13 protein-coding genes are annotated in these 22,257 nt (G+C 60.2%); 3 read left to right on the top strand and 10 right to left on the bottom strand.

Annotated elements, in window-relative coordinates; genetic code table 11:
* The first annotated feature begins 36 nt into the window (after nucleotides 1–36).
* From Q0106_RS08830 to ccmI, 3 genes are all read left to right on the top strand, one after another.
* Nucleotides 37–1,452, top strand: a complete 1,416-nt coding sequence (locus Q0106_RS08830) for an alanine/glycine:cation symporter family protein (RefSeq protein WP_297611732.1) — start codon at nucleotides 37–39, stop codon at nucleotides 1,450–1,452.
* Between the two features lie 391 nt (nucleotides 1,453–1,843).
* Complete coding sequence (locus Q0106_RS08825) at nucleotides 1,844–3,475, top strand: ammonia-forming cytochrome c nitrite reductase subunit c552 (RefSeq protein WP_297611729.1); 1,632 nt, start codon at nucleotides 1,844–1,846, stop codon at nucleotides 3,473–3,475.
* Between the two features lie 126 nt (nucleotides 3,476–3,601).
* Nucleotides 3,602–4,510, top strand: coding sequence for a c-type cytochrome biogenesis protein CcmI (gene ccmI, locus Q0106_RS08820; RefSeq protein WP_297611726.1), 909 nt, complete (start codon nucleotides 3,602–3,604; stop codon nucleotides 4,508–4,510).
* Between the two features lie 169 nt (nucleotides 4,511–4,679).
* Here the strand turns inward: ccmI and Q0106_RS08815 are convergent, their stop codons facing one another.
* The 10 genes from Q0106_RS08815 to Q0106_RS08770 form a co-directional block, all read right to left on the bottom strand.
* Nucleotides 4,680–5,144: a helix-turn-helix domain-containing protein gene (locus tag Q0106_RS08815; RefSeq protein ID WP_297611723.1), complete on the bottom strand. Its 465-nt coding sequence runs from the start codon at nucleotides 5,142–5,144 to the stop codon at nucleotides 4,680–4,682.
* A gap of 203 nt (nucleotides 5,145–5,347) precedes the next feature.
* Nucleotides 5,348–10,147 (bottom strand): autotransporter domain-containing protein, encoded by a 4,800-nt coding sequence (locus tag Q0106_RS08810; protein ID WP_297611720.1) that lies wholly within the window; start codon nucleotides 10,145–10,147, stop codon nucleotides 5,348–5,350.
* Nucleotides 10,148–10,461: 314 nt separating this feature from the next.
* Nucleotides 10,462–11,295 (bottom strand): DUF1266 domain-containing protein, encoded by an 834-nt coding sequence (locus tag Q0106_RS08805; RefSeq protein ID WP_297611717.1) that lies wholly within the window; start codon nucleotides 11,293–11,295, stop codon nucleotides 10,462–10,464.
* Between the two features lie 59 nt (nucleotides 11,296–11,354).
* Complete coding sequence (locus tag Q0106_RS08800; protein ID WP_297611714.1) at nucleotides 11,355–13,481, bottom strand: U32 family peptidase; 2,127 nt, start codon at nucleotides 13,479–13,481, stop codon at nucleotides 11,355–11,357.
* 3 nt (nucleotides 13,482–13,484) lie between these two features.
* Entirely contained in the window at nucleotides 13,485–14,189 is a 705-nt protein-coding gene (locus Q0106_RS08795; protein WP_297611711.1) for an ankyrin repeat domain-containing protein, read from the bottom strand.
* A 161-nt stretch (nucleotides 14,190–14,350) separates the two neighbouring features.
* Nucleotides 14,351–15,136: a TatD family hydrolase gene (locus Q0106_RS08790; protein ID WP_297611708.1), complete on the bottom strand. Its 786-nt coding sequence runs from the start codon at nucleotides 15,134–15,136 to the stop codon at nucleotides 14,351–14,353.
* A gap of 11 nt (nucleotides 15,137–15,147) precedes the next feature.
* Nucleotides 15,148–17,565: an ABC transporter permease gene (locus tag Q0106_RS08785; protein ID WP_297611705.1), complete on the bottom strand. Its 2,418-nt coding sequence runs from the start codon at nucleotides 17,563–17,565 to the stop codon at nucleotides 15,148–15,150.
* Between the two features lie 27 nt (nucleotides 17,566–17,592).
* Nucleotides 17,593–18,612: an efflux RND transporter periplasmic adaptor subunit gene (locus Q0106_RS08780; protein WP_297611702.1), complete on the bottom strand. Its 1,020-nt coding sequence runs from the start codon at nucleotides 18,610–18,612 to the stop codon at nucleotides 17,593–17,595.
* A 69-nt stretch (nucleotides 18,613–18,681) separates the two neighbouring features.
* Complete coding sequence (locus tag Q0106_RS08775; RefSeq protein ID WP_297611699.1) at nucleotides 18,682–20,082, bottom strand: TolC family protein; 1,401 nt, start codon at nucleotides 20,080–20,082, stop codon at nucleotides 18,682–18,684.
* 252 nt (nucleotides 20,083–20,334) lie between these two features.
* Nucleotides 20,335–21,822 (bottom strand): FAD-dependent oxidoreductase, encoded by a 1,488-nt coding sequence (locus Q0106_RS08770; protein WP_297611696.1) that lies wholly within the window; start codon nucleotides 21,820–21,822, stop codon nucleotides 20,335–20,337.
* Nucleotides 21,823–22,257: the final 435 nt, after the last annotated feature.

The raw sequence follows: 22,257 nt of genomic DNA, 5'->3' as shown, positions 1-22,257 counted from the left end.
CCTGAATGGGTTCATTCCCTCTGGAGGACTCCGCAATTGGATTTTCTCAGCAGCATTGTCGGTTCGATCAACGACGTTCTCTGGTCCTACGTTCTCATCATCCTTCTGGTCGGATGCGGCCTCTGGTTTACGGCAAGGACCGGCTTCGTGCAGATTCGCCATGTGGGCGAAATGTTCCGTCTTCTCGGCGACGGCTCCGCGCATAAGGCCCGCGAAGGCCACATTTCCACCTTCCAGGCATTCTGCGTCTCCACGGCCTCGCGCGTGGGCGTCGGCAACATCGCCGGCATTGCGATTGCGGTCGTTGTGGGCGGCCCGGGCGCCGTCTTTTGGATGTGGGTGATCGCCATTCTCGGCGCCGCCACCGGGTTCGTCGAATCGACGCTCGCGCAGATCTATAAGGCGCCGAGAAAGGGCGGAGGCTACGTGGGCGGCCCCGCCTACTACATCGGCAACGTGCTGGGTTCTCCCTTCTTCGCGTGGCTCTTTGCGGTGCTCCTCGCAGTCACCTACGGCCTCATCTTCAACAGCGTCCAGTCGAATACCATTGCACTCTCGCTCAAGACGTCGCTGAGCGCCGACCCCTGGTACACGGGTCTTGCCATCGCCGTCCTGACGGGGCTTGTGATCTTCGGCGGCCTCACCCGCATCGCGAAGGTGGTCGGGATGCTCGTTCCGGTGATGGCGGGCGCCTATCTTCTCGTTGCGCTCATCGTAACCATCATGAACATCTCGCTTGTGCCCGATGTTCTGAAGCTCATCGTCACAAGCGCCTTCAGTTTTGATTCCGCCATGGGCGCGGGCTTCGGCCTTGCCGTCATGACGGGCGTGAAGCGCGGGCTCTTTTCGAACGAGGCCGGCATGGGGTCGGTGCCGAATGCCGCCGCCACCGCCGACGCGACGCACCCGGTGAAGCAGGGCCTCGTGCAGGCGCTCGGGGTCTTCGTCGACACCCTGATGGTCTGCACGGCCTCGGCCATGATCGTGCTTCTCTCGCCCGACTGGCAGGGTTCCGGCCTCACGGGCATTGAGCTCGCGCAGCATGCGCTCACGGGGCAGCTCGGTGCCTGGACCAACATCTTCATGACCGTGATGATTCTCTTCTTCGCCTTCAGCTCCATCATCGGGAACTACTTCTACGGCGAAGTGAACATGGACTTCATCAGCCGCTTTCAGGGCGCCGTCTGGATCTACCGCGCGCTCGTGGTCTGCATGGTGTTTTTCGGCGCCGTGGCGAGCCTCGACCTCGTCTGGAGTCTTGCGGACCTCTTCATGGCCCTGATGGCGATGCTCAACCTCGGCGCAATCCTTCTTCTCGGCCGCTACGCCTTCATCGCCCAGAAGGACTACTTCCGCCAGAAGGCGGAGGGGATTGCAGAGCCGGAATTCGATCCTTCGATTCTTCCCACGCAGAAGGGGATCCTCGCCTGGCCGAGAAAAGGCGAGGACTGACTGAAAAACTGAAGTCGCCCGACTTCCCCGCCCGCAGCGCGGACCGCATGCCTTTTGAAAGACGGCGGTCAAAGCTCTGTGGGCTTTTTGTTTTCAGGGGATTCGCGGCGGCATGCAAACCTTCGGGAGGGAGGGTTTGTACGGGTGGGGTGGTGCTGATTTATCTCATAAGGGGTATTAAGTGCGTATTGGACGATTGTAAACAACTGTCTTTCTAGGATTTCAAGGTGTTGAGAATGGCTCTCAACAGGGGCTTTGCCTCTCCCTTCAGGGAGCTTTAAGAAACGATTAAGGAAAAATACAATTCCTTTCATAAGACAAAGAAAGCAACTTTCTTCACGGATTTGTAAATCCGGGAGAAATAATCCATCCGCAAGGAAAGGAGACCCCCATGAAGTCTCAGCATATGTTTACCGCGCTCGCCGCCGCCATGCTCTCCCTCGGAGCGTATTCCACCGCCGCGAACGCTGCAGATCTCGCCAACTGCACGGTCTGCCACTCGAACATCACCAAGGCCCACGCCGGCGCCGCCCATAAGGACGTCGCCTGCACGTCGTGCCATACCGGCCTCGACGAACATCTGAAGAAGCCTTCGGCCCGTCCGACCGTCAACATGGATCCGGCCAACTGCGGCGCCTGCCATCAGCCCCAGTACACGTCGCTCTACAAGGACGAAGGCCGTCCCGCCCGTCAGTCGAAGAAGGCTGCCAACGGCCCGGCGCCTGACCCGTTCTTCGACCGTGCGCTCGGCGCTCACGGCTTCACGAAGGAGCACGACCTTCCGCGCGCCCACACCTGGATGGCGATCGACCAGTTCATCGTCGACCGCGCCTTCGGCGGCCGCTTTGAGCCGAAGGACGGCTGGCTCTACACCACGCTCGAGGGCGGCAAGTCCTACAAGGTCTGGGATGTCCTCAAGGACAACTATCCGGACAACAACGCTCAGAAGCCGCATAAGCCCGGCACCGCTGCCGCCGGCAACGGCGTCTGCTGGAGCTGCAAGTCGGCCGACCTGATGCTCGACTGGGCCTACATGGGCGACAAGGTTGAGGGCGCCACCTTCAGCCGCGGCTCGAACCCCGTAGACGTGGTCCGCAAGGTCAACCACGCGCTCAACTGCAACTTCTGCCACGATCCGCATACGGCTCAGCCGCGAATCATCCGCGACGCGCTCATTGACGCCGTCACCCGCGACAACAAGGATGTTCCGAACGTCTGGAAGTCCGTTGCCGCTCATCCGACCAAGGTCGACGTGAAGGACTTCGGCATGCGCGGCTTCACCCGCAAGGTGGGCTACCTCGAACGTCCGGATGCGAACCTCATGTGCGCTCAGTGCCACGTTGAATACGTCTGCAACCCGGGCTTCAACGGCAAGACGGGCGAAAAGGTCGGCTTCGACAACCGCTGGACGAACCTCTTCCCGTTCGTCAATGCCGATCAGATCGAGGAGTACTACGACAAGGTTCCGTTCCGCGACTTCAAGCACAACGTGACGGGCGCCTCCCTCATCAAGATGCAGCATCCGGATGCGGAAACGTTCTTCGGTTCCGTGCATGACAAGGTGGGCGCCACCTGCCAGTCCTGCCATATGCCGAAGGTGAAGGACGAGAAGACGGGCAAGATGTACACCCTCCACTGGGCTACCTCGCCGCGTCACTACATGAAGGAAACGTGCCTTACCTGCCATAAGGACAAGACCGAGAAGCAGATGAATCTCGCGATCGACGCGATGAAGGGTCACTTCGAAGGCAAGGTCCGCGAGGCCGAATCCCGCATGAACGACATGTTCGACGCCTTTGATCTCGCGATCGCCGCCGGCGTTGACCAGAAGACTCTCGACGAAGCGAGAAAGCTCCACGCCTCCGCTCACGTCAACTGGGAATACTGGACGGCTGCCAACGGTGCGTACTTCCACAATCCTGAACTCGCCACGCGCAGTCTCGCGAAGAGCGCCAAGGCCGCGAGCGACGCTGCCGCTCTCCTGAGAAAGGCTGTTGCCGCCAAGGCCCAGGCCAAGAAGTAATCGCCTGAAATAAGCTCCAGGAAATTTCTGAAGCAAAAAATTGAAAGGGACGACATCGCAGGGTGCCGTCCCTTTCGCTACAGTTAAGGGTTATCCTTAATTCCTTCATTTTTTCTGCACGCCACCATGTCTAATCCCTGGATCCTCTACGCCGTCTGCGCGGTGATGCTCATCATCGCTATCGCGGCGCTTCTTCCGACCATCTTCCGCGCCAAAGAAGCGGAAACGGAAGACGTCCGCAATGCGCGTGCGGAATCCTTCGTGAGCGAGGCGCTCCGCGCGGAGAAGGCGCAGCTCGACAGCGACTTTGCGGACGGAAGGCTCGATCAAGCGCACTACGACGCGATGCTCGCCGACCTGAGGCGCCGCATTATCGAAGAGCAGAAGCCTGCCTTGAACGACGAGGAAAAGAAGCTCGAGCGCACGCCCCTCAGGGTGACGCGCGGGCAGCTTGCCGCCATCGTGGTGGCGCTCGTCACCTTTGTTTCCGTCGGAAGCTACTGGTTCCTGGGGGCGCCCGAGATGCTGGAGCTTGCAGAGGCGCAGAAGGTGCTTCAGGGCACGGCTTCCGCTGAATCGATCGAGGCCTATCTCGAGAAGGCGCCGAAGGACGGCCGTGCGTGGGTGCTCCTTGCCCACCGGAAGATCGACGAGGGCGACTTCAGAACGGCGTCGCGCGCCTACAAGGCCGCACGCGATTCGTCTGAAAAGATTGCCCGCGACCCCGACGTGATGCTTGAGTACGGTGCTGCGGTTCTTACGGCGAAGGAAACGGAACTCTATCCCGACGCCTATAAGGCGCTCACGGAAGCGCTGGTGCTTAAGGCCGGAGACCCCCGCGCCGAGCAGCTCGCGCTCATGGGGGCCATTGCCGTGGAAGACTGGTCGGGAGCGGCTTCGCTCGTAAGAAACATGATTCAGAAGATGCCGCCCGACAGCTCCGACTTCATGCAGGCCGAGCAGACGTTGAGAATGCTTGAGGCCCGTGCGCAGAGCAAGGCAGAGGCGAAGGGTGCGGCACAAGCGAAGCCCTGATCGGAATCTGCAATGCATCTTGGAGTGTGCTGACGCTTCGCCGAATTGCACTGAGTAACAGCCTGTCGCCGCCCATTGCGGTGCTGAGGGCTGAAAGAAAAAGCCGCTTTGGAATTTGCATTCCGGCGGCTTTTTGGGCTGGTAAGAGAGGAATAAAGGCTTTTCTGCTTCAGACCTGAGGTTCAGACTTCTCAACCAGAATCTGCGTCTTCCTGCCGCCGCTTTCCGTATGCGCGAGCACCCATTTGCGCACCGTGGAGACGGAGATGCCCGTGAGGCGGTTGATTTCCGACCAGGAGTAGCCCTGAAGCCGGAGCCTCACCGCGCGTTCGCGAACGGCCTTCGGGTAGCGGTACTGATTGTCGGCGAGGTCCGCCTTGAAGGCGCCCTTGATGAAGGCGCGGTGCCAGTCTCTCAGCGTATTGGGAGACATGTCGAGGATGCGGGAGGCCTTGGTGTAGCCGATCCCGTGGCGGAAGAGTTCAAGTGCCTGAGCACGCTTTTCGTCCGTCGCGTACGTCTTGGGACGGACCCGTTCGTACGAGATCTCGGGCGATTCGGACGGCAATGTCTTCGTGACTGCCGTCATTTTCGGCATGCGTTTGCGCGGCGAGCGCTTCACTTGCGCAGGCATTTGAATGCTTCTCCAGCGGGAGATAAGAGGGGAAGGCGAAAAGAAAGGCCCGGAGCCCCAAACGGGTTTCGGGCCCTTCAAACGCTTTAAAGGCTTTTTCTTTCCGGGATGCTCCGGAGAGCATCCGGAAAGAGAAGAGAGTCGGGACCCCGGGGCTTGGAGTCAGGAGACTTCAGACCCCGGGAGTCTTCCGGCTTCTTGCCTTAGAACGCGTAGCGGACGTTGGCGTTGAACGAGTTGTTCATGCGGTCATCCGAACCGACGCCGAGCTTGTAGTTGAGACCAAAGCCCCAGGCACCGTTCGTCGCGTTGACGCCGAGCTGAGCCTGAACCGGGTTCGAGTCGATCACGCGGACGGAGTAGTCAGACGTGGCGGAAGCACCGGTGACGCCGAGCTTGAGGTCCGCATCCTTGTCGCCGAAGGTCGGGACGACAGAGAGGTCGAACTTCGGAGCGATCGTCCAGCCGGAGGTTTCGAAGTCAGCAGAAACCGTCACGCCGACCGGCATCTGGAAGATGTTCTGGTCGTCGATGTCGGTAACGTAGGCAGCTTCAAAGCCGTCCGTGGAGAGGGCCGTGTAGCGCAGACCAACGTGCGGAACGATGTTGACCGAACCAGCCTTCGTGAGGACTTCGCCGCGGACGCCGAACGTGAAGGCATCGGTGTCTTGGTCGAACTTGTAGTTGAAGCCGTAGCCGTCAGCCTTGACTTCGTTCGAGGCCTGGAGGTAGCCGATGTCGGCGGAGACGTTCCAGATGTCGGCGAAAGTCTTCGAAGCGTAGACCGAGAAGCCGACGAGGTCGGAATCGGTCGAAGCCTTAAAGGCAGAGTTCTTGCTGTCGGTGTCAGCCGTGCCGATCATCAGAGCAGCACCGAGGACGGCGTTGCAGCTGAACTGGTAGTCGAGGCCGAGGACGCCCGAGTAGATGTCGGAGCTGTAGCCCGCGCCATCAAAGAGGGTCTTGGCTTCGAACTTGCCGCCGTTCACGTCGGCCCAGACGTTGACGCCCTGGCCGCGCTGCGTGAGAACGGAGGTGCGGTCGGCGACGGTGTCAGCCATCTGAGCGACAGCATCCATCGTCATCGTCTGCACGCCGGTCGTAGCGCCGAGGGCACCAGCAGCATTGGCGATCGACTTGATGACTTCAGGCATCACGTCAAGGGTGCCATCAGAGTAGGTGCCATAGCCGGCAGAGGTGCCGCGCGTGTAGAGCCATTCGGTGAACTTGGCAGAGGATGTAGCGGCAGTACCGCGATCGCTGTTGGCAAAATAGCTGTAAGCGGCATCAAAACCAGCAATGCTGGAATCAAGACCGTACATCTTCTGCAGATCAGTCTTGTCGTACATCGAGACGGTCAGAACATTGTTCTTGTCCGCATCGGCATACGAAAGGATGTCGCCCGTGAACTGAACGCTTTCCCAATCGAAATCGCTGTCATTAAGCGTGCCTGCCGTCAGCAGAACCTTATCGCCCACCTTGAGGTTGTTGGCGATCACCACGGCATCATGCGCGAGGTTCAGATCCTGACCGAACAGAGCCGTTGTACCGGTTGTATCAACCGTAGCGGTATCAAAAACCAGCGCGCTGTTGTCGGCAATGTTGACGCCGCCAGCAGCACGAGTTTTAACGGTGTTGGTGGTATCCACAGCGCCGAGGTAAGCCTTAGCATCTGTCGTAGCCGACTTTCCGCCGTCAACGTAGACAACCGAATTGACCGTACGGGTATCGATGGAACTGACTTCAATATCATCAGTCGTATTGGTGTCGACGGTCTTGGCGAGCGTGAAGCCGGCAGCCGTCAGGGCCTTCTGAGCAGCTGTCGTATCAGTCGTTCCGAGTGCAACATAGGCGTTCTGATCAACATTGATCTGAGTACCCGCCGCGGCAGACTTCACGGCGATGGAGGTGGCCGGAGCCGTCCATTCACCATAGCTAACAGTGCCATTGACGCTCTGGTCGTAAGACTTCTTAGCTTCAATCGTGCCGGAAGCAAGTTCTGTGACGGCGAGCGTGCCGGCCACGTCTTCCTTGGTGTCAGCATTCCAATTGCCGATCGTGGTAGTTCCAGCAGCAAGCTTCGCAACAGTGACCGAACCGCCGAGCACTTGACCGTCGGTTACCGTGAGTTCTTTAACGTCTGCCGTGCCCGTGACCTTGAGATTCGTGGCTTCAACAGTATTGGCAGCAGCGTTGAATGCACCGTCAACAGTGAGATTGGTCACTTTAACGGTATACGGGGTCGTAGCTTCACCAATCGTCAGGGTAGCCGTTTCGTCAACGGACACTTCACCCGCGGCAAGATTGCCCTGAACAGTCAGAGTGTTCTCGGCAACATTGACGATACCCTGGCCCGTGACAGCGCCGATCACGCCGTTGCCCTTCGTGACGAGAGTAGAGTTAGCCCCGGCAAGCGTGACGCCAGCGACCTTATCGTCAGCATACTGAACGAGATTGACAGCCGTGTCACCCATACCGCTGAGCGTAAGGGTCACATTGTCATCAACGGTCAGACCAGCGGCTCCAGTATCCTCTGAAGACTTCTTCGCAAGTTCGACAGCACCATAGCTAGCCGTAGACGTGATCGTGTCGCCAACTCCCGTAATGCGGGAAGACTTGAGCGTATCAGTCGTGATGCCCTCAAAGCCGGCCAAATCAGTAAGTTTGATTTCACCGTTAGTAACCGCGATGGCGGTGTCGCGATCTGTGTATAGATCAACCGCACCGACATCAATGAGACCACCTTGAGTCTGAAGCAAATTCTTCAGCGTCGTAGCTGAGGTCTTTACCAGCTTATCGGAGCCGAGGTCGAGAGCGAGAGTGCCGTTCTGACCAAGAGTCAGGAAGCCATCCGTGACCGACTTAGTCTTATCCTTGATTGCAGCAATAGCGCCTGTGGTCGAATTGACTTCAAGGTTCATCGCCTTCAGGGAAGTCGTCAGCGTGCCTTCTCCGACATTGATCGAAGAGGCTTCCGCAGACAGAGAGTCCGTCACACACAGAGAACCGTTTACCGTAACGCCATTTGCAACAGCATCAAGTGTCTTGACCGTCACATTGCCAGTCTTATCGGTGGCGGCATTGCCGACATTGAAAGCAGCGCCCGTAGCCTGTTTGACCGTATCAAGGGCGTATTCGCCGTTGAGGGTCAGAGAATCAGAAGCGCCGAGATTGAACTTCGTAACAGGCGCATCAGCAGCCGTGCCGAGCACGCCGCCGTTCAGAACGAAACTCTTTCCGCCGAGGCTCAGCGAATCATTGTCAGCAGTGATCTTGGCGTTCAGAGACGTAATAAAGGCACCGCCTTCTTCCACCGTCGTTGTATCAACAACGTAGCTATCGGTAGCAATAGCGCTTTCTACCACGCCGCCTTTTTCAACCTTCACGGTTGAAGCCGTAACCTTGCCGGTATAAGCGTCTGCAGTAACAACACTCTTCAGATTGGAGAGCTTGCCGGCAACCGTGATGTCCTTCACGGCGATGGATCCCTTATTGGAGAGCGTCCCGTTAACTGCAACAGCGCCGGAGGTGTTGGCATTGCCGAGCGTCGCCGTCTTGGCGTTATCCAGCGATCCGTCAATAACCAGCTTGCCGCCATCGGCAGTGAAGCCGATCGTCTTATTGTTCGTAAGGTCGCCCGACAGAGTCAGCACACCAGTGGCACCGATGTTGAGAGTGCCCTTATCGATCTTAGAACCGGCTCCGGCGATTTCCACGTTGCCAGCAGAAACTTCGAATGTACCGTCGAGCGTAAGCTTGTTGACCCCAACAGCGCTCTTCTTGTTGCTATTCATCAGAGTGAGGCTCTTCTGATCAGCAATTGTCAGGTCGCCGAGCGACATCGTGCCGTACGTGTCGTTTGTAACGGTAGCAGAAGTAGCCGTCACCTCAGTGGCAGGGGCTTCAACCTTGGTAGCGTTGGTGAAGTTGCCAGCGATTTCGAGGGTTTTGCCGACGACCAGAGAACCTTTGCCGTCGGTAGCGTTGGTTGCCTTACCAATCTGAACCGAAGTGGTGCCCTTGATGCCGATCGTGTTCTTTTCGGTCGCCGTGGTGGGCTTGCCGTCAGTAAGCGCAACAACTTCACCGATCTTCACGTAATCGCCGGTGATGTCGCCGGTTACCGTCACAGCATCACCCTCAACATTCAGGTATCCGGACTTGCCGTCATAGTCAGCGGCTAACGCAACGGCACCGGTAGACTTGAGGGAAAGCACACCCGTATTGGCGATGGTGCTCTCAGCTCCCACCGCAATGCTGGTACCGGAAACAGTCAGTTCGCCGGCATTGGTCAGAGCGACGTTCGTCAGGTTGGCATTAGCACCAGCCTGAAGAGTAGCCTTCAGACCCGCCGCATTCTTGACGGCAACCTGAGAAGAAGCAAGGCCAAGTTCAGCGTCGCCAGCCGTACCGAGATTAATGTTCCCAGCAACTAAGGTGGCGGTGCCGGTCGTGACTTTATCGGCAGCAGTATCGTTTTTGCTGTCCTGAGTGTTGATGCCGAAATTGATTTCGCCAACGGAAATGCCAATTTCGTTCATGTTCAGGTACGCATCCTGGCCGGCTCCCTGATAGGCATTAACAGCAATGTTGCCTTCGATCTGAGAGGCAGCCGTACCAAAAGCAGTCCCTTGCGTGATTTGTTCGGTCTTACCAAACCCGGCATTCACGACAATGGCTCCACCTTTGAAGGAGGGCTGGTTCGAGAAAGTAACTTCAGTCCCATCGGTGATGGCTGTGGCAGTTTGATCACTGCCCTTTTTACCCGTGGCGGTTGTACCTTTAATGGTAATTTTTCCGTTTTCGTATACAACCGTAGCACCTTCATTAACAGTAACGTCGGTGTAAGCGGTCGCGGCAGCCATCGCACCACCCGCCATCATCATGGCAGCAGCCGCAGCGATAACCGTCTTCACGGCCTTGCCCTGATAGGAAGAAGCCTTTTCGCTTGTCACGACTGTGCCGCGCGTCAGCGAGCGAGCCACTTTGAATGTCTTATTCATTTTTTGGGTTAACTCCAAATCAATTGATTTTGGTGAGGTTTTCCTGTCTCCTCCCGGAGCAGAAAACGCTCATGCCCGTCCGTCGGCTTCGCATGAGGAGAAGCCGCGCGGTTCGAGCACAGGCTTGATCCTAAAAAATGCAATTGGACGGGGGGGGGGTTAACCCTTATAATGATTAATGAATAGCGGTTGAAGTTTGAATTTTCGCTGAAAGAAAATGGGTAGGGGAAACGCTGATAAAGTTGTTTTGTGAGATGCGTGCAACAATTGATCAGGGTTTCTACTCATATTTCAAAACAGAGCTCTTTGCGCTCTCAGTAAACCTCCGGCAGCGTCTCGTCTTCCTTCTGCCTGGGCCACGGGAACTGCCGCCAGGAACCGCCTTCGGAAAGCAGCGACTCGAGCAGCGTCGTCATCTGATGAAGCGCGTCCTCGGCAGCATGGACGCTCTCTTCGAGCCCGATCCAGACGGCCGCAATCTGAAGCGCCCGGGCGAGCGATTCCCAGGAGGAATAGCGAAGAAGGAGCTCCCCGCCGATTCTCTTTTTGAAGTGCCCGGCGTCCTCAGCGGAAATCATTTCGCCCGCAATCGCCTTTTCAATGAGGGCGGCCCCCTTGAGAAGGTCCCAGCAGCGAAGCGTCATCCAGTCGATTTCGCCTCGGAAAGCGTCGGCAAAGACGCGCTTTCTCTTCAAGGCTTCCTGAAGAGCCTGGTTCTGCGTTTCCACTTCAAAGCCGCTCCAGCCCATAACGGCGCTGTTTTTCCAGAGAAGGGAAACCGAGCGGGCTTCGAGAATCCTGCGATAGTCGGCGGCAACTCCCTGACCCTCGACGTCCATGAGGAACGCTTCATTCAGATCCTCTCCGCTCATGATGTCGAGTTCGGACGAAAGATCATGAAGAATTTCGCCCGTGGAGAGGTTCGAGTCCGGAATATCGCCCTTCGCCCACCCGGAAAGCATGAGTGGGAGCCTCGCCGCCTCGCGCACGAAGGCTTCGAGCGGCAAGTCTTCCCAGAGCACGGGCTCGGCATCGTTAGCCTCGGGCTCCGGGAACTTCGTCATCGCCGTCTTCAGGTCGCCAATGAGCGCCGCCATTACCGGGTTCGGCGACAGGATTTCGAGGGTTTCTTCGTCGTCAAGCAGCATGGCGGGGACCTTGAGAAATTTTGGGGAAAGAAATGGAAGCCGGGGCGTCAGTCATCAGACTAGCGGCGGCGCTTCGTCTGCGCTCGCGCTGCGCCTTCGCGAGCGCGCTTCGGGTTCCCGGCGGCGCCCCTGAAGCCCGAAGACTGCGCTTTCGGCTTCCGGGCGGAAACGGGCCTCTCTTCGCGCGAAGACGCTTTGGGCGGAATTGCTTCCCTTTTCTCCCGGCGCTTCCGCGTGAGGTCATCGATCGCCGTGATCGTCATCTCGCAGGGATTTTCCTTGCAGTGGAACTCGGCTTCAAAGTGCTCGCCTGCGGAATTGATGAGGATAAGCGGTTCCGGGCGCAGGAGCGCGCGATCCGTCGTCTGGAGGATTTCCGGGAAGGCCTTGAGCATCTTGGGGCAGAGCTTCAGGGCTGCCCTCACGCAGTGGCGGCAGGTCATGAGGTCCGCCTTCTGAACGGGCTTGATCTCAAAGGCGGGCTCGAGCTCGCGGCTTCCGTGCGCAAGATAGAAGCGCCTTGCGGCCGAGTTGGCGATGTTGGCCTTGTAGGAAAGGAACTTCACCGGGTAGGGAACGGCATCGTCCCAGGGCGCGCGCTCCGTGCGGACGCGGGACGCTTCGCGCATGGCGAGGAGCTCCTCCACGGCGCTGCGCCTCAGGTGGTTCGCAAAGCTCGCGGGCACGAAGACGTCGAGATTCTCGGGAACGAAGATCTCCTTCGGCGAGAAAGGCGTGTCGCCGAGCTTCGCGAGATTGGCGTTGAGGGACGCAATGTTTTTCTGCGGGTCTGACGGAGCCGTGAGATCGAGCGCTACGGAAGCGCTCGCGCAGTGGGTGCCGTCGGTCGCCATCAGGTCAAGCGAATCCTCGTGCGCGGAGAAGATGAGGTCGATCGGAATGCGCCGTTCGGCGGTCTTTCCTTCCATCGTCTTCATGAAGAGATGGTCGCGGTTGCGCTTCAGTTCCAGTCCGCGTTCGAGCCCCTCGAGCTTTCTCGGGGACTGAAGGAGATAAAGCGCCCAGAGGTCCTTCTCCTTCAGGGGCTCCGCGCGGTTGACGGAGATCCCGCGGATTTCCTCATCCTCGGCGAGGTAGGTGAGCCCGTCGCCGTTCGCAAAGGTGACGCCGGGGAGCGCCCGCACGACGAGGCGCTTTTCTTCAATGCGCTCAACCCGGCCGACGGGCTTCCCTGCATGCTTGGGGCTCTCAAGCTCGGCGAGCTCATAGGGTGCGTCGAATTCGCGTCCGTGAATGAAGTAGTCGGTCTTTCCGCGGTTGAAGACCTTGTCGGGCGAAGGCGTGAAGGAATAGGTGCTTACGCCCTCAGAGGTGCGGGAGAGCTCAGGCCTGCGCCGGATGATGTTGTCGATTTTTTCGCGGTAGAAGGCCGTGACGTTCTTCACGTACGCCATGTCTTTGAGGCGACCCTCAATCTTGAAGGAGGAGACGCCCGCATCGATGAGCGATTCGAGGTTCGCGCTCTGGTCGTTGTCTTTCAGGGACAGTACGTGTTTCCTCCGGGCTAGAACCTGGCCTTCCGGCGTTTCAACATCGTAGGGGAGGCGGCAGAGCTGAGAGCATTCGCCGCGGTTGGCAGAGCGCCCCGTGAGCGCCTCGCTCATCCAACACTGGCCGGAGTAGCTTACGCAAAGCGCTCCGTGGACAAAGAATTCAATGCGCGCGTGCGCAAGCTTCTCCCGCACGGCCCGGATCTGGTCGAGCGAGAGTTCGCGCGCGAGAACGAGCTGCGAGAAGCCCACGGCCTCGAGAAACGCCGCCTTTTCGGGCGTCCGGATGTCGCACTGCGTCGACGCATGGAGCTCCATGTCGGGGAGGTCCCCGGCGAGAAGCCCCATGTCCTGAACGATCAGAACGTCGGCCTGAGTCTTCTGAATCTCGAAGGCAAGCCGCCGTGCGGCCTCCACTTCGTCCTCCTTAAAGAGCGTATTCAAGGCGACGAAGACGCGGGCATTGAAGCGGTGCGCATAGTCTGCGAGCCGCGCGATGTCGTCGAGCGAATTCCCCGCAGCTGCGCGCGCGCCGAAGGCGGGGCCGCCGATATAAACGGCGTCCGCGCCATGGTCGATCGCAGCGATTCCGGTGTCGGCATCGCGTGCGGGAGCGAGGAGCTCGAGCGCAGTGCGCGGCGGCACGCTCTCCCAGGATCCGGCATGAAGAGTCATGGCTTATTTCTTCTTCCCGACAACGGCGCAGGCTTCAATGGCGAGGTACTTGGCAAGCTCCTGGTCGCCCGCGCGGCGGGCGAAGTCGGCAGGCGACTCGCGCTTGTCGGTGCAGTAGTCGCGATAGGCGCCGGCCCTGAGGAGCGCCATGACGGAGGCGCGCGAGGGCTTTCTCGCCGCCATGATGAGAGGCGTCACGCCGGAAGACGTCTGCACGTTGGGCGAGACCCCGAGCGAAAGTAGCTTCTCGATCATGTCCGTGCGGCCTTCGGTTGCGGCGTAGTGGAGCGCCGTCCAGTTGGCGCCGCCCTTCGGGTCGGCTCCGGCTTTGAGGAGCTCGTCAAAGAGTTCGTTGTTGCCCTTGAAGACCGCCATCATGAGGGGCGTTTCGCCGAAGCGGTTGGCGTCGTTGAGGGCAAGCTTTCCTGATTTCAGAAGTGCTTCCGCCACCTGCGGGGTATCGGCCCGAACGGCATAGGTGAAGCCCGTATCGCCGTTTTCCATGCGAAAGTTGGGCGAGGCGCCCTTTTTGACAAGGTCTTCGACAACGCTCGCCTGTCCGGCGCGCACGGCCTGTCGGATCTCGGCGAGCTGCGCGGACGTGAGGGCGTTTTCCTCCTGAGGGGCGGCGGAAAGCGGGAAGGAGACGGCAGCGGCAAAAAGGGCAAGCGCGGCGCTCGCGCCGGCAAAGAGGGGTCTGATGCGCATGGTGACGGAAGGATCCGTGAAAGATTTTGATGGTCTGGAAGAATAACACCCGGCGGGAGGCGTCCCGTCGGGTGATCTCTCAAAAGAGTGCAAGCAGGCTTAACGGTTTTCGCCGGGCATCGGCGCCTTTGCCTGAGAAGCGTTTTCAGCCGCTCTCCGGATCAGAGCGCAATGGGAAGCCTGAAGAGCCTCACGGTGTTCTCTGCGGTGGCGAAGAGCACTTCGTCGAAGTCGAGCCCTTTGGCTGCGGCTATCGCCCGCGCCACTTCCCTCGAATAGACGGGTTCGCAGCGTTTTCCCCGGAAGGGAACGGGCGCCATGTAGGGAGAGTCGGTTTCAATCAGCAGGCGATCGAGCGGAATTTTTCCCGCGATCTCGCGGAGCATCTCATTCTTTTTGAAGGTGAGGTTCCCCGTGAAGCTCACGTGTCCGCCGGCAGCAACGACGCCCTCGGCGGTCTCGAGCGTCCCGCAGAAGCAGTGCATCACGAACCCGAGGTCTCCCGCCTTTTCCTCCTTCAGGATTTCGAGCGCCGCGCTTTCCGCGTCCCGCGCGTGAATGATCAGGGGCTTGCCCGTTTTCCTTGCCGCCGCAATGTGGCGTCTGAAGCGGTCCCGCTGCCAGTCAAGGGGTTCCTTGCACCAGTAGAAGTCGAGTCCCGTCTCGCCGACCGCGACCATGCCGGGTTCGTTAGCCCGCTCCGCGATTTCGTCGACGTCGGCTTCCCTCAGTTCCGGGTATTCGGGATGCACGGCCCAGGCGCCGAAGAGAAAGCCCGGATGGGCGTCGAGGATCGCGCGCAGGGGCTTGATGTCGCCGTCTTCGCAGCCGATCGTGATGCCCGCGACCATGCCGGCATCCTTCATGCGCTCAATTGCGGCCTCCCGGTCTTCGTCAAAGGCCTTGTCCGTCAGGTGGCAGTGAGAGTCAATGTAGGGAGTGAGCATTTCAAGAGTCCTTAGACCACGTCCTCTGCCGCGCCTTGGAGCGGCTCATGCCGTTCCATCGAGGCAAGCCGAAGCACGTAGCAGAGGCCGTAGAAGCCCGTGAGGAGGAGGAGATGAAGGAGCGCGGGGAGAATGTCCTTCAGTTCCGCGCCGTCCTGAGCGGCGGCGGCCGAAGCGAAAATCCCGGGCGTCGTCGGAATCAGTTGCGAGACGGCAATCGCCGCCCAATGCAGGTTTTCAAGCGGCCAGACGGCGCCCGAAATAAAGAGCGCGGGGGCGGAGATAATCACCGTTACGGGAGCGGCCCAGGCGTTGGAGCCGAGAAGCGTCACGACGGCAAGCCCGAAAGCGGTGACGGCGGCCGAAAAGAATGCGCTCACGAGAATGACGGCCTCAGGGTTTCCGAAGGCGCCGTAGTCGCCGAACCGGAAGCCGAAGCCTTCGATGTAAAGCATCCAGCCGAAGGCAATCGACCAGAAAGCGAGAAAGACCCCGAGCCCCTCGCACCAGGGGCGCCGCATGACGTTCCGCATGAAGGGAAGGCGCGGCCGGCCCGCGAGCCACCCGCCCATCGCCATGCCGATCCCCATGAGAATCACGGCCTGGAGAATGACGGGCCCCACCATCGGCACGGTGTAGTTGCCGTAGCCTGAGATCTCGTTGAAGCGGTAGGTGACGAGAAGCCCTGGAGCAGCGATGGCCGCAGCCTCGAGCGAGGCGACGGGTGTTCCCGGCGTCATCAGGGAGGCGTTGTCAAGGAGCGCCTTTTTGTCTGAAATGATGCCGGCGGCGGCCGACTGAACGGCGCGCGCCTTCACCGGATAGGCGCCGCTTCCGAGGATGTGAATCGTCGTGTTTTCGCCTCTTGCGAGCGACTCCGAATAGTCCTCCGGAATCGTGACGAGAACGTCCGTTTTCTGACGACGGAAGAGGTCGAACGCCTCGCTCTCCGAATGAAGAACAAAGCTGATTCTCGTCGTGGGCGAGGCGTTGAGCGCATTGATGAGGCGCCGCGAAGCCCCCGACCGGTCGAGGTCGAGAATTCCCGTCGGGATGTTCTCGATCTGCTGCGTGCCGTAGGGCCAGCCGTAAAAGACGAGATAAAAGGCCGCGGCCATGCCGAAAATGGCGATGGTGTCGCGCGAGAGGAAGCTCGCCTTAAGCGTCAGCGCGAAGGTTTTCCAGAAGCCCGCTGCCAGCGGATTACCCTGCGGCGGGACCTGAGCCTCCGCTGCTCTTAAGCCCGCAGCCATGACTTCGGCCTTCTTCCACTGACGAATGCGCAGAGGCAGAATCAGGAGCGCGGCGGCAAAGCAGATGATGGGAAAGAGCGCGAGCGTCATCTGCGTGCGGGCGACGGCGTCAAGCGGCGCATTCATCACCCAGATCTGGCTCTGGGCTTCGAGGTAGTGCGTGAGCGGGAGAAGTTCGCCGAAGGCGCGCGCGCCCGGCGTCATCGCGTCGAGCGGGAAGGAAAAGCCCGTAAAGGGAAAGGTCGGGGCAACCAGACAGATGGAGGCCGAGAGCGCAATCACCCAGGTGGGCGAAATGGCGACGACGAGAAGCGCGAGCCCCGCCATGGCGAGGATCAGAAGCCATCCGGCGGTGAACCAGAGAAAGAGCGGTCCCGCCGCACCCCAGCCCGCCCAGCCGGCAAAGCCCGCCGTCCAGACGGAAATGGCAAGCAGCCAGAAGAGAAGCCAGGGCGCGAGCTTTCCGACGACGATCGCCGTTGCCGAGCCCCCGGATTCCTTGAGGAGCATTCTTAAGCCGCCCTCGCGCCATTCGCGCGCGAGCATGGAGACGAAGGCGAGAAGCGCGCCCAGCGCCATGAGGCCGGGCACAAAGGTCGGAAGCAGGTAGGCGACGAAATTGAAGCTCGGGTTCCCGAGGAACCAGACGTCGGGGAGCGTGGCTCTCAGATGGCCGCCGTTCTCCGTGAAGGTGCCCCCCGCGGCCGCGGTCCGCTTCACGGCAAGCTTCGTCATCTGGAGGGTTGAGAGCGCCGTCTTGATGTCGACCTCAAGAATCGTGCCGATCGCGTAGTAGGTTTTGTTGAGCTCGAGCACGACCGGAGCGCCGGAACCGCGGCGGTTCTCTTCCTCGAACCCCTTCGGGATGGTGATCGTGCCGTACGTGCGGCGAGCTCTCAGATCCTCGTCGGCAGTGAGGGACGAGTCCCGCGTTTCGAGCCGGATGGAGGGAATGGCGTCGAGCGCCTGAATGGTTTCGCGCGAGAGCGCGGACCTGTCCATGTCGACGAGCCCCACGGGGAGCTTCGTCATGATGCCCGTCCCGAAGGCAATCGACATCAGAAGCGCCCAGAAGAGCGGCACGGCAAGCCCCGCAATCCATTCGACCGGATGCGAAAGAACCTGCCTTACTTCAAGGCGCGAAATGGAGAGCGCACGCTGACACCAGACCCGCATGGATTGGACTCGCTTCCAGAATCTGCGTTAGTGTTGGGCGCGGTCGATGATGACCGTCATGCCGGGGCGAAGTCCGTCGGTCTTTTCGACGGGCCTTGCGCGCACTTCAAACGTGCGGATGTCGTAGCCCGAGGACTGGCGCGTTGCGCGCCAGACAGCGTAGTCGCCCCGCGGGTTGATCCAGTAGACGCGGAAGGAAACGTCCTTGCCGAGGGCGGGAACTTTGGCCGTAAAGGTCTTGCCGACCTCCATCCCGGGGAGCTCGTCCTCGCGCACGTTGAAGGTGGCCCAGCTGTCCTCGAGGTTCGTGACGAGAACGACCGGGAAGCCGGCCGGGGCGATTTCGCCTTCGTGAAGAACGACGCGCGTGACTTCACCCGAAGCGGGAGAGCGGACGTCGGCCTCGCCGGCAAGGGACGACGCTTCCTCAACGCCCCCCGCGGCCTGACGGGCGAGCGCCTCGGCGGCAGCCTTTTCCTGCCGGCGGGCGCCGTCCTCGAGCGCAGACACCTTGGCTTCGGCAGCGGCGACGAGCTTTTCCGCGCTTTCACGCTGCGCGAGCACTTCGTCGCGGCGCTGCGCGCTGATGAGGCCTTCCTTCTGAAGCGCGTCGACGCGCTTCCAGGAACTCTGCGCGAGCGCGAGGCCTGCACGCGCGCGGGCGAGATCGGCTCTGGCCGCATCAAGCTCCTGCGTCCGGGGACCTTCATCGGCAAGCGACGCCTTGGCTTCAGCCGCCGCCTGAAGGGCCTTCGCCTGAGTGACCTTTGCATTGATTTCAGGCAAAGCCAGACGCGCCATCGCGTCGCCAGCCTTCACTTGGTCGCCCTCGCGGACGTGAATCGCGGCAATGCGGCCGGGAACCTTCGCGGAAACGGAGACGGTCGTCGCGTCCATCATGCCCTGAAGCGGCACGGGCACGGGCGTCATCGCCTGCCAGATGCCCCAGCCGATGAAGGCGGCAGCGCCGAGAAGAACCAGGGCGCCGAAGACTGCGGGAAGAATGGAGGGTTTCTGAGCCTGACGGCCCGAAGCTGCGCTCTGCATGACGGTTGAAGGAGAAAAGAAGAAAAAAGAGAAAAAGGATTTCGGAGGCTTCTGAAGGCGATAGAAGCGTTATTCAACGCGCTTCAGATCCGGGCGGGAGAGCGTCGCGACAAAGTCCGGCATGACGCCCGCGGCGCCATGGAGCATGGCCCAGGAGACGACGAACTTGTAGGCGGCGGCGCGCTCGGCAATCTGCGCGCCCGTCATCTGCGTGCGGGCTTCTCGGACGTCGAGCGCCGTCGAGAGCCCCTCGGCGAAGCTCGCTTCCCGAAGCCGGAGGTTTTCCTTCGCAAGCGCTACGGTCGACGCCGTGAGGAGATATTCCTCGCGCGCCTGCGTGGTGCGCAGGAACGCGGTTTCAACGGCGCTCGCGAGCGCATTGTCGGCTTCGGCCTTTGCCGCGCGCGCCTTTTCTTCCTGCGCGTGCGAGGCGGCAAGCGACGAGAAGCGGTCGCGGTTGTCCCAGAGCGTGAATTTGATGCCGAGCCCCACCATCCAGTCGGGTTCGACCGGGGTGAGGTAGTGCTTCACGAGGTTCTTCATGCCGAAGGCGAAGACCTGCGGATGAAAGGCGCTTTCAGCAACCCGCACGCCTTCTCCGGCCTGACTCACCTGCGCGTCGATCCTCGAGAGCACTGGGGAATTAATCCTCGCGCGCGACTGCCACTCGGAGAGCGTCCCGAGGTCGCCCGTGAGAATGAAGAGCGGCGTTGCAAGGGCGGGGAGCTCCTTCTCGCGAAGCGCGCTCATGAGTTCGGCTTCCGCCACGCGGGCGCTCGTTCCCGCAGACACGAGCTCGCGCCTTGCCGCATCGCGCGACACCTCGACCGACATGCGCTCGATCCGGGAAATAAGGCCTTTCTTTTCAAAGCGCATGGCGCGGTGAACCTGCTCTTCCTCGTCCTTAAGGCGCTCGCGGCGGAGCTCCTCCACCGAGCGCGCGAGCTGCACGCCCCAGTAGCGCATCGCGAGGTCGGCGTCCTTTTCTTCCAGCCGGGCGCTCTGCGCGGCCGAAGCCTCGCGGACCTTGTGCTCAAGAAGGTTCTGCTGCGCCGTGATGGCGCCGCCCGTATAAAGGGGCCATGTGGCTGAAATCATCGCGCGCGGCCCCGAAAGGTCGAGCTCGTCCGAAAAGCGCATGGAGCTCGGTATGGGATATTTGCCGCCCGTCAGCGCGCTTCCAAGCTGCTGCACGCTTGCCGGAATGTCGAGATTGAGGTCAAGGTCCTTCCTTCCTTCGACCTGCATCGCCGTAATGTCCACCTTGGGGCCTGAGAGCGATTTGGCGCTCTCCGAAACCTGGCGCGCGCGCTCGACTTCCGCAGCGTCTGCGCGGAAGATGTCGGCGCGCTCATGAAAGCGCGCCCGGGCGGCTTCGAAGGTAAGGGAGTCGGCCGCCGACGCAGTGCCGGCACTCAGAAGTGCGCTGACGGCGAGTACGAGCGGAAGCGTGCGGAAAGGTACGGACATGGGATGGAAGGAAAAAAGAGTCTCGGGCTTCGCGAGCCGTGGTTCGGAAAGGCAGGGATTTTAACGCGACTATACGGGTTATCCCATGTTCGCGGGAAGACTTTCAGCGGAGTGGCGTCCTGAACCTTCATCGCTTCAGGGCGCCGGACAAAAAGGAAGGCGCGGAAGCCTGTAGCTCCTGCGCCTGTTGAAGGAGAGAAAGGGAGGCGTTCGTTTCTAAAGCGCCTCCGGGCAAATTGGTTTAAAGGAAAATCAGGCCTTGAGGGCCTTCACGGCTTCCTTCGCGGAGAGTCGTCCCCAGATCACCGCAGCCGTGAGCTGCGAGCCCACGATGTAGTCATAGTAGAAGAGACCGCCGATCGCATTGCCGCTGGCGAAGAGCCCCGGAACCGGCTGGTTTTCGCCGTTCAGAACCTCGCCGTTTCTGCCGATCTTCGGGCCGCCGAAGGTGGCCGTCATACCGCCCTGGAAAGCAAAGGCCATAAAGGGTCCCTTTTCAATGAGGCGGGGCTTCTCGAGCGTGTTGGGGGGCGTGAGCTGATCGGCCTTGCCGACCTTCACTGCGGCGTTGTAGTCGGCAACGGTCTTTTCGAGCACCTTTTCGTTGACGCCCATCGAGCGCGCAAGTTCGGCGATGGTATTGCCCGTGGCAATCGGGGCCTTCGCCTTCTCGTAGCGGGCGATGCGGGTCGCGACCGTGTCGATGTCCTTCACCTGGCTGTCGATGATGATGAAGGCCCAGTTGTCCTTCGTGAGGAGCGGCAGCTCCTTCGCGACGGCGACGTAGGTCTTTTCTTCGTCAATGATGCGCTGGGCGTCCTTGTTGACGATGACGCCGTAGTTCACCATGGTGGAGGGATTCGCCTGATTGACGCCGATCGGGCCGCCGTGGAACTGGTCCATGTTGACGAGATTCGGGAAGAACGGTTTCGTGAGCGTGATGTTTTCGCCCATCATGAAAGCCGACCCGCGAAGCGGCATCCAGGCAACGCCGCCGCCCATGTACTTGCAGATCATTTCCTTATTGGCGTGGAAGCCCCCGGTCGCGACCACGACGCCGCACTTCGAATCAATGTCGAGGGCGCCTTCTTTCTTGGAAACGGCAATGGCGCCCGTGCAGCGGAGCGTCGCGGACTTCTTGAGCTCGATCACCTTCGTGTTCGTCATGAAGGTGATGTTCGGGTGCTTCTTCACCTCCGCGAGCATCTGGGAAGTGAGCTGTGCGCCGCCCGGCTTCTGCGGACCGTCGACTACGTGGCCGCGAACAGTGGCGGGCCACACTTCCTTCACCATCTTTTTCCACTTGATGCCGCAGCGCTTCGAAAGCCACTCGATGCAGTCGGCGCTCTTTTCGCAGTAGATGCGCGTGAGAGCAGGATCACCGCGGCCCTGCGAGACCGTCATCATGTCCTTGTAGAACTCGTCGATCGTGTCGGTGAGGCCGTTTTCCTTCTGCACGAAGGTGTTCGTCGCGTTGAAGTGGCCGCCCGCGTAGATCGTATTGCCGAAAGGCATATTCATCTTTTCAAGGAGCGCCACTTTGGCGCCGAGGTCGGCGGCTTCGAGCGCGGCGGTCATGCCTGCGCACCCGGCGCCGATGACGACGAGGTCGAACTGGAGCTTCTTGTATTCGTTCGATTCGGGAGCAGCTTCCTTCGCGGAAAGCGTGCCGGCGGCGGTGGCGGCAACAGCGCCGAAGATGCCGGTGCGGATGGCGGAGCGGCGGTTGAGATCGGGCATTATTTTTCTCCTTTTAGTGGCTTTCAGAAATTGAAGATCTCTGAAATGAATGAAAAAATATTAGGAGAAAAGTACCGATAGGTATGCTTGAGTCATCTCAAGAGGATGAGAAATGTTCTCAATAGGAGATCCGAAAAGTGCGTTAAAGCTCCAGCCTCAACCTGAAATAACGTGATCAGAGAAGCCTCGTCACTCACAGTGATGAGCCTCGGTTTTGCTTGTGCTGTCAAAGGTGTTCCAGTTCAGAGTCTTCCAATCACGGCACGTTCACCGTCAACCGCATTCCGGTTGAAATGCATGCGGTGGTTGAGGTGCCTGTTGGTGCGGCGTCCTGCGTTGCTTAAGCGTCCGTTGCAGAGGCCGCAGCCTGGCGGGAGGCTATGATTGAAAATCTCCCTGCCATTCAGACGGCAGTCCGGGAGTTTGACCGCTCTG

It is taken from the genome of uncultured Sutterella sp. (genome assembly GCF_937923675.1).
GTDB lineage: Bacteria > Pseudomonadota > Gammaproteobacteria > Burkholderiales > Burkholderiaceae_F > Sutterella.
The sequence above is the reverse complement of the archived record's forward strand: the minus strand, read 5'-3'. Positions and strand labels throughout refer to the sequence as shown.

Bases quoted from the DNA above. Each gene is read 5' to 3' on its own strand.
- Q0106_RS08825 (WP_297611729.1), top strand. From the start codon at position 1,844: ATGAAGTCTCAGCATATGTTTACCGCGCTCGCCGCCGCCATGCTCTCC.
- ccmI (WP_297611726.1), top strand. From the start codon at position 3,602: ATGTCTAATCCCTGGATCCTCTACGCCGTCTGCGCGGTGATGCTCATC.
- Q0106_RS08815 (WP_297611723.1), bottom strand. From the start codon at position 5,144: ATGCCTGCGCAAGTGAAGCGCTCGCCGCGCAAACGCATGCCGAAAATG.
- Q0106_RS08810 (WP_297611720.1), bottom strand. From the start codon at position 10,147: ATGAATAAGACATTCAAAGTGGCTCGCTCGCTGACGCGCGGCACAGTC.
- Q0106_RS08805 (WP_297611717.1), bottom strand. From the start codon at position 11,295: ATGCTGCTTGACGACGAAGAAACCCTCGAAATCCTGTCGCCGAACCCG.
- Q0106_RS08800 (WP_297611714.1), bottom strand. From the start codon at position 13,481: ATGACTCTTCATGCCGGATCCTGGGAGAGCGTGCCGCCGCGCACTGCG.
- Q0106_RS08795 (WP_297611711.1), bottom strand. From the start codon at position 14,189: ATGCGCATCAGACCCCTCTTTGCCGGCGCGAGCGCCGCGCTTGCCCTT.
- Q0106_RS08790 (WP_297611708.1), bottom strand. From the start codon at position 15,136: ATGCTCACTCCCTACATTGACTCTCACTGCCACCTGACGGACAAGGCC.
- Q0106_RS08785 (WP_297611705.1), bottom strand. From the start codon at position 17,565: ATGCGGGTCTGGTGTCAGCGTGCGCTCTCCATTTCGCGCCTTGAAGTA.
- Q0106_RS08780 (WP_297611702.1), bottom strand. From the start codon at position 18,612: ATGCAGAGCGCAGCTTCGGGCCGTCAGGCTCAGAAACCCTCCATTCTT.
- Q0106_RS08775 (WP_297611699.1), bottom strand. From the start codon at position 20,082: ATGTCCGTACCTTTCCGCACGCTTCCGCTCGTACTCGCCGTCAGCGCA.
- Q0106_RS08770 (WP_297611696.1), bottom strand. From the start codon at position 21,822: ATGCCCGATCTCAACCGCCGCTCCGCCATCCGCACCGGCATCTTCGGC.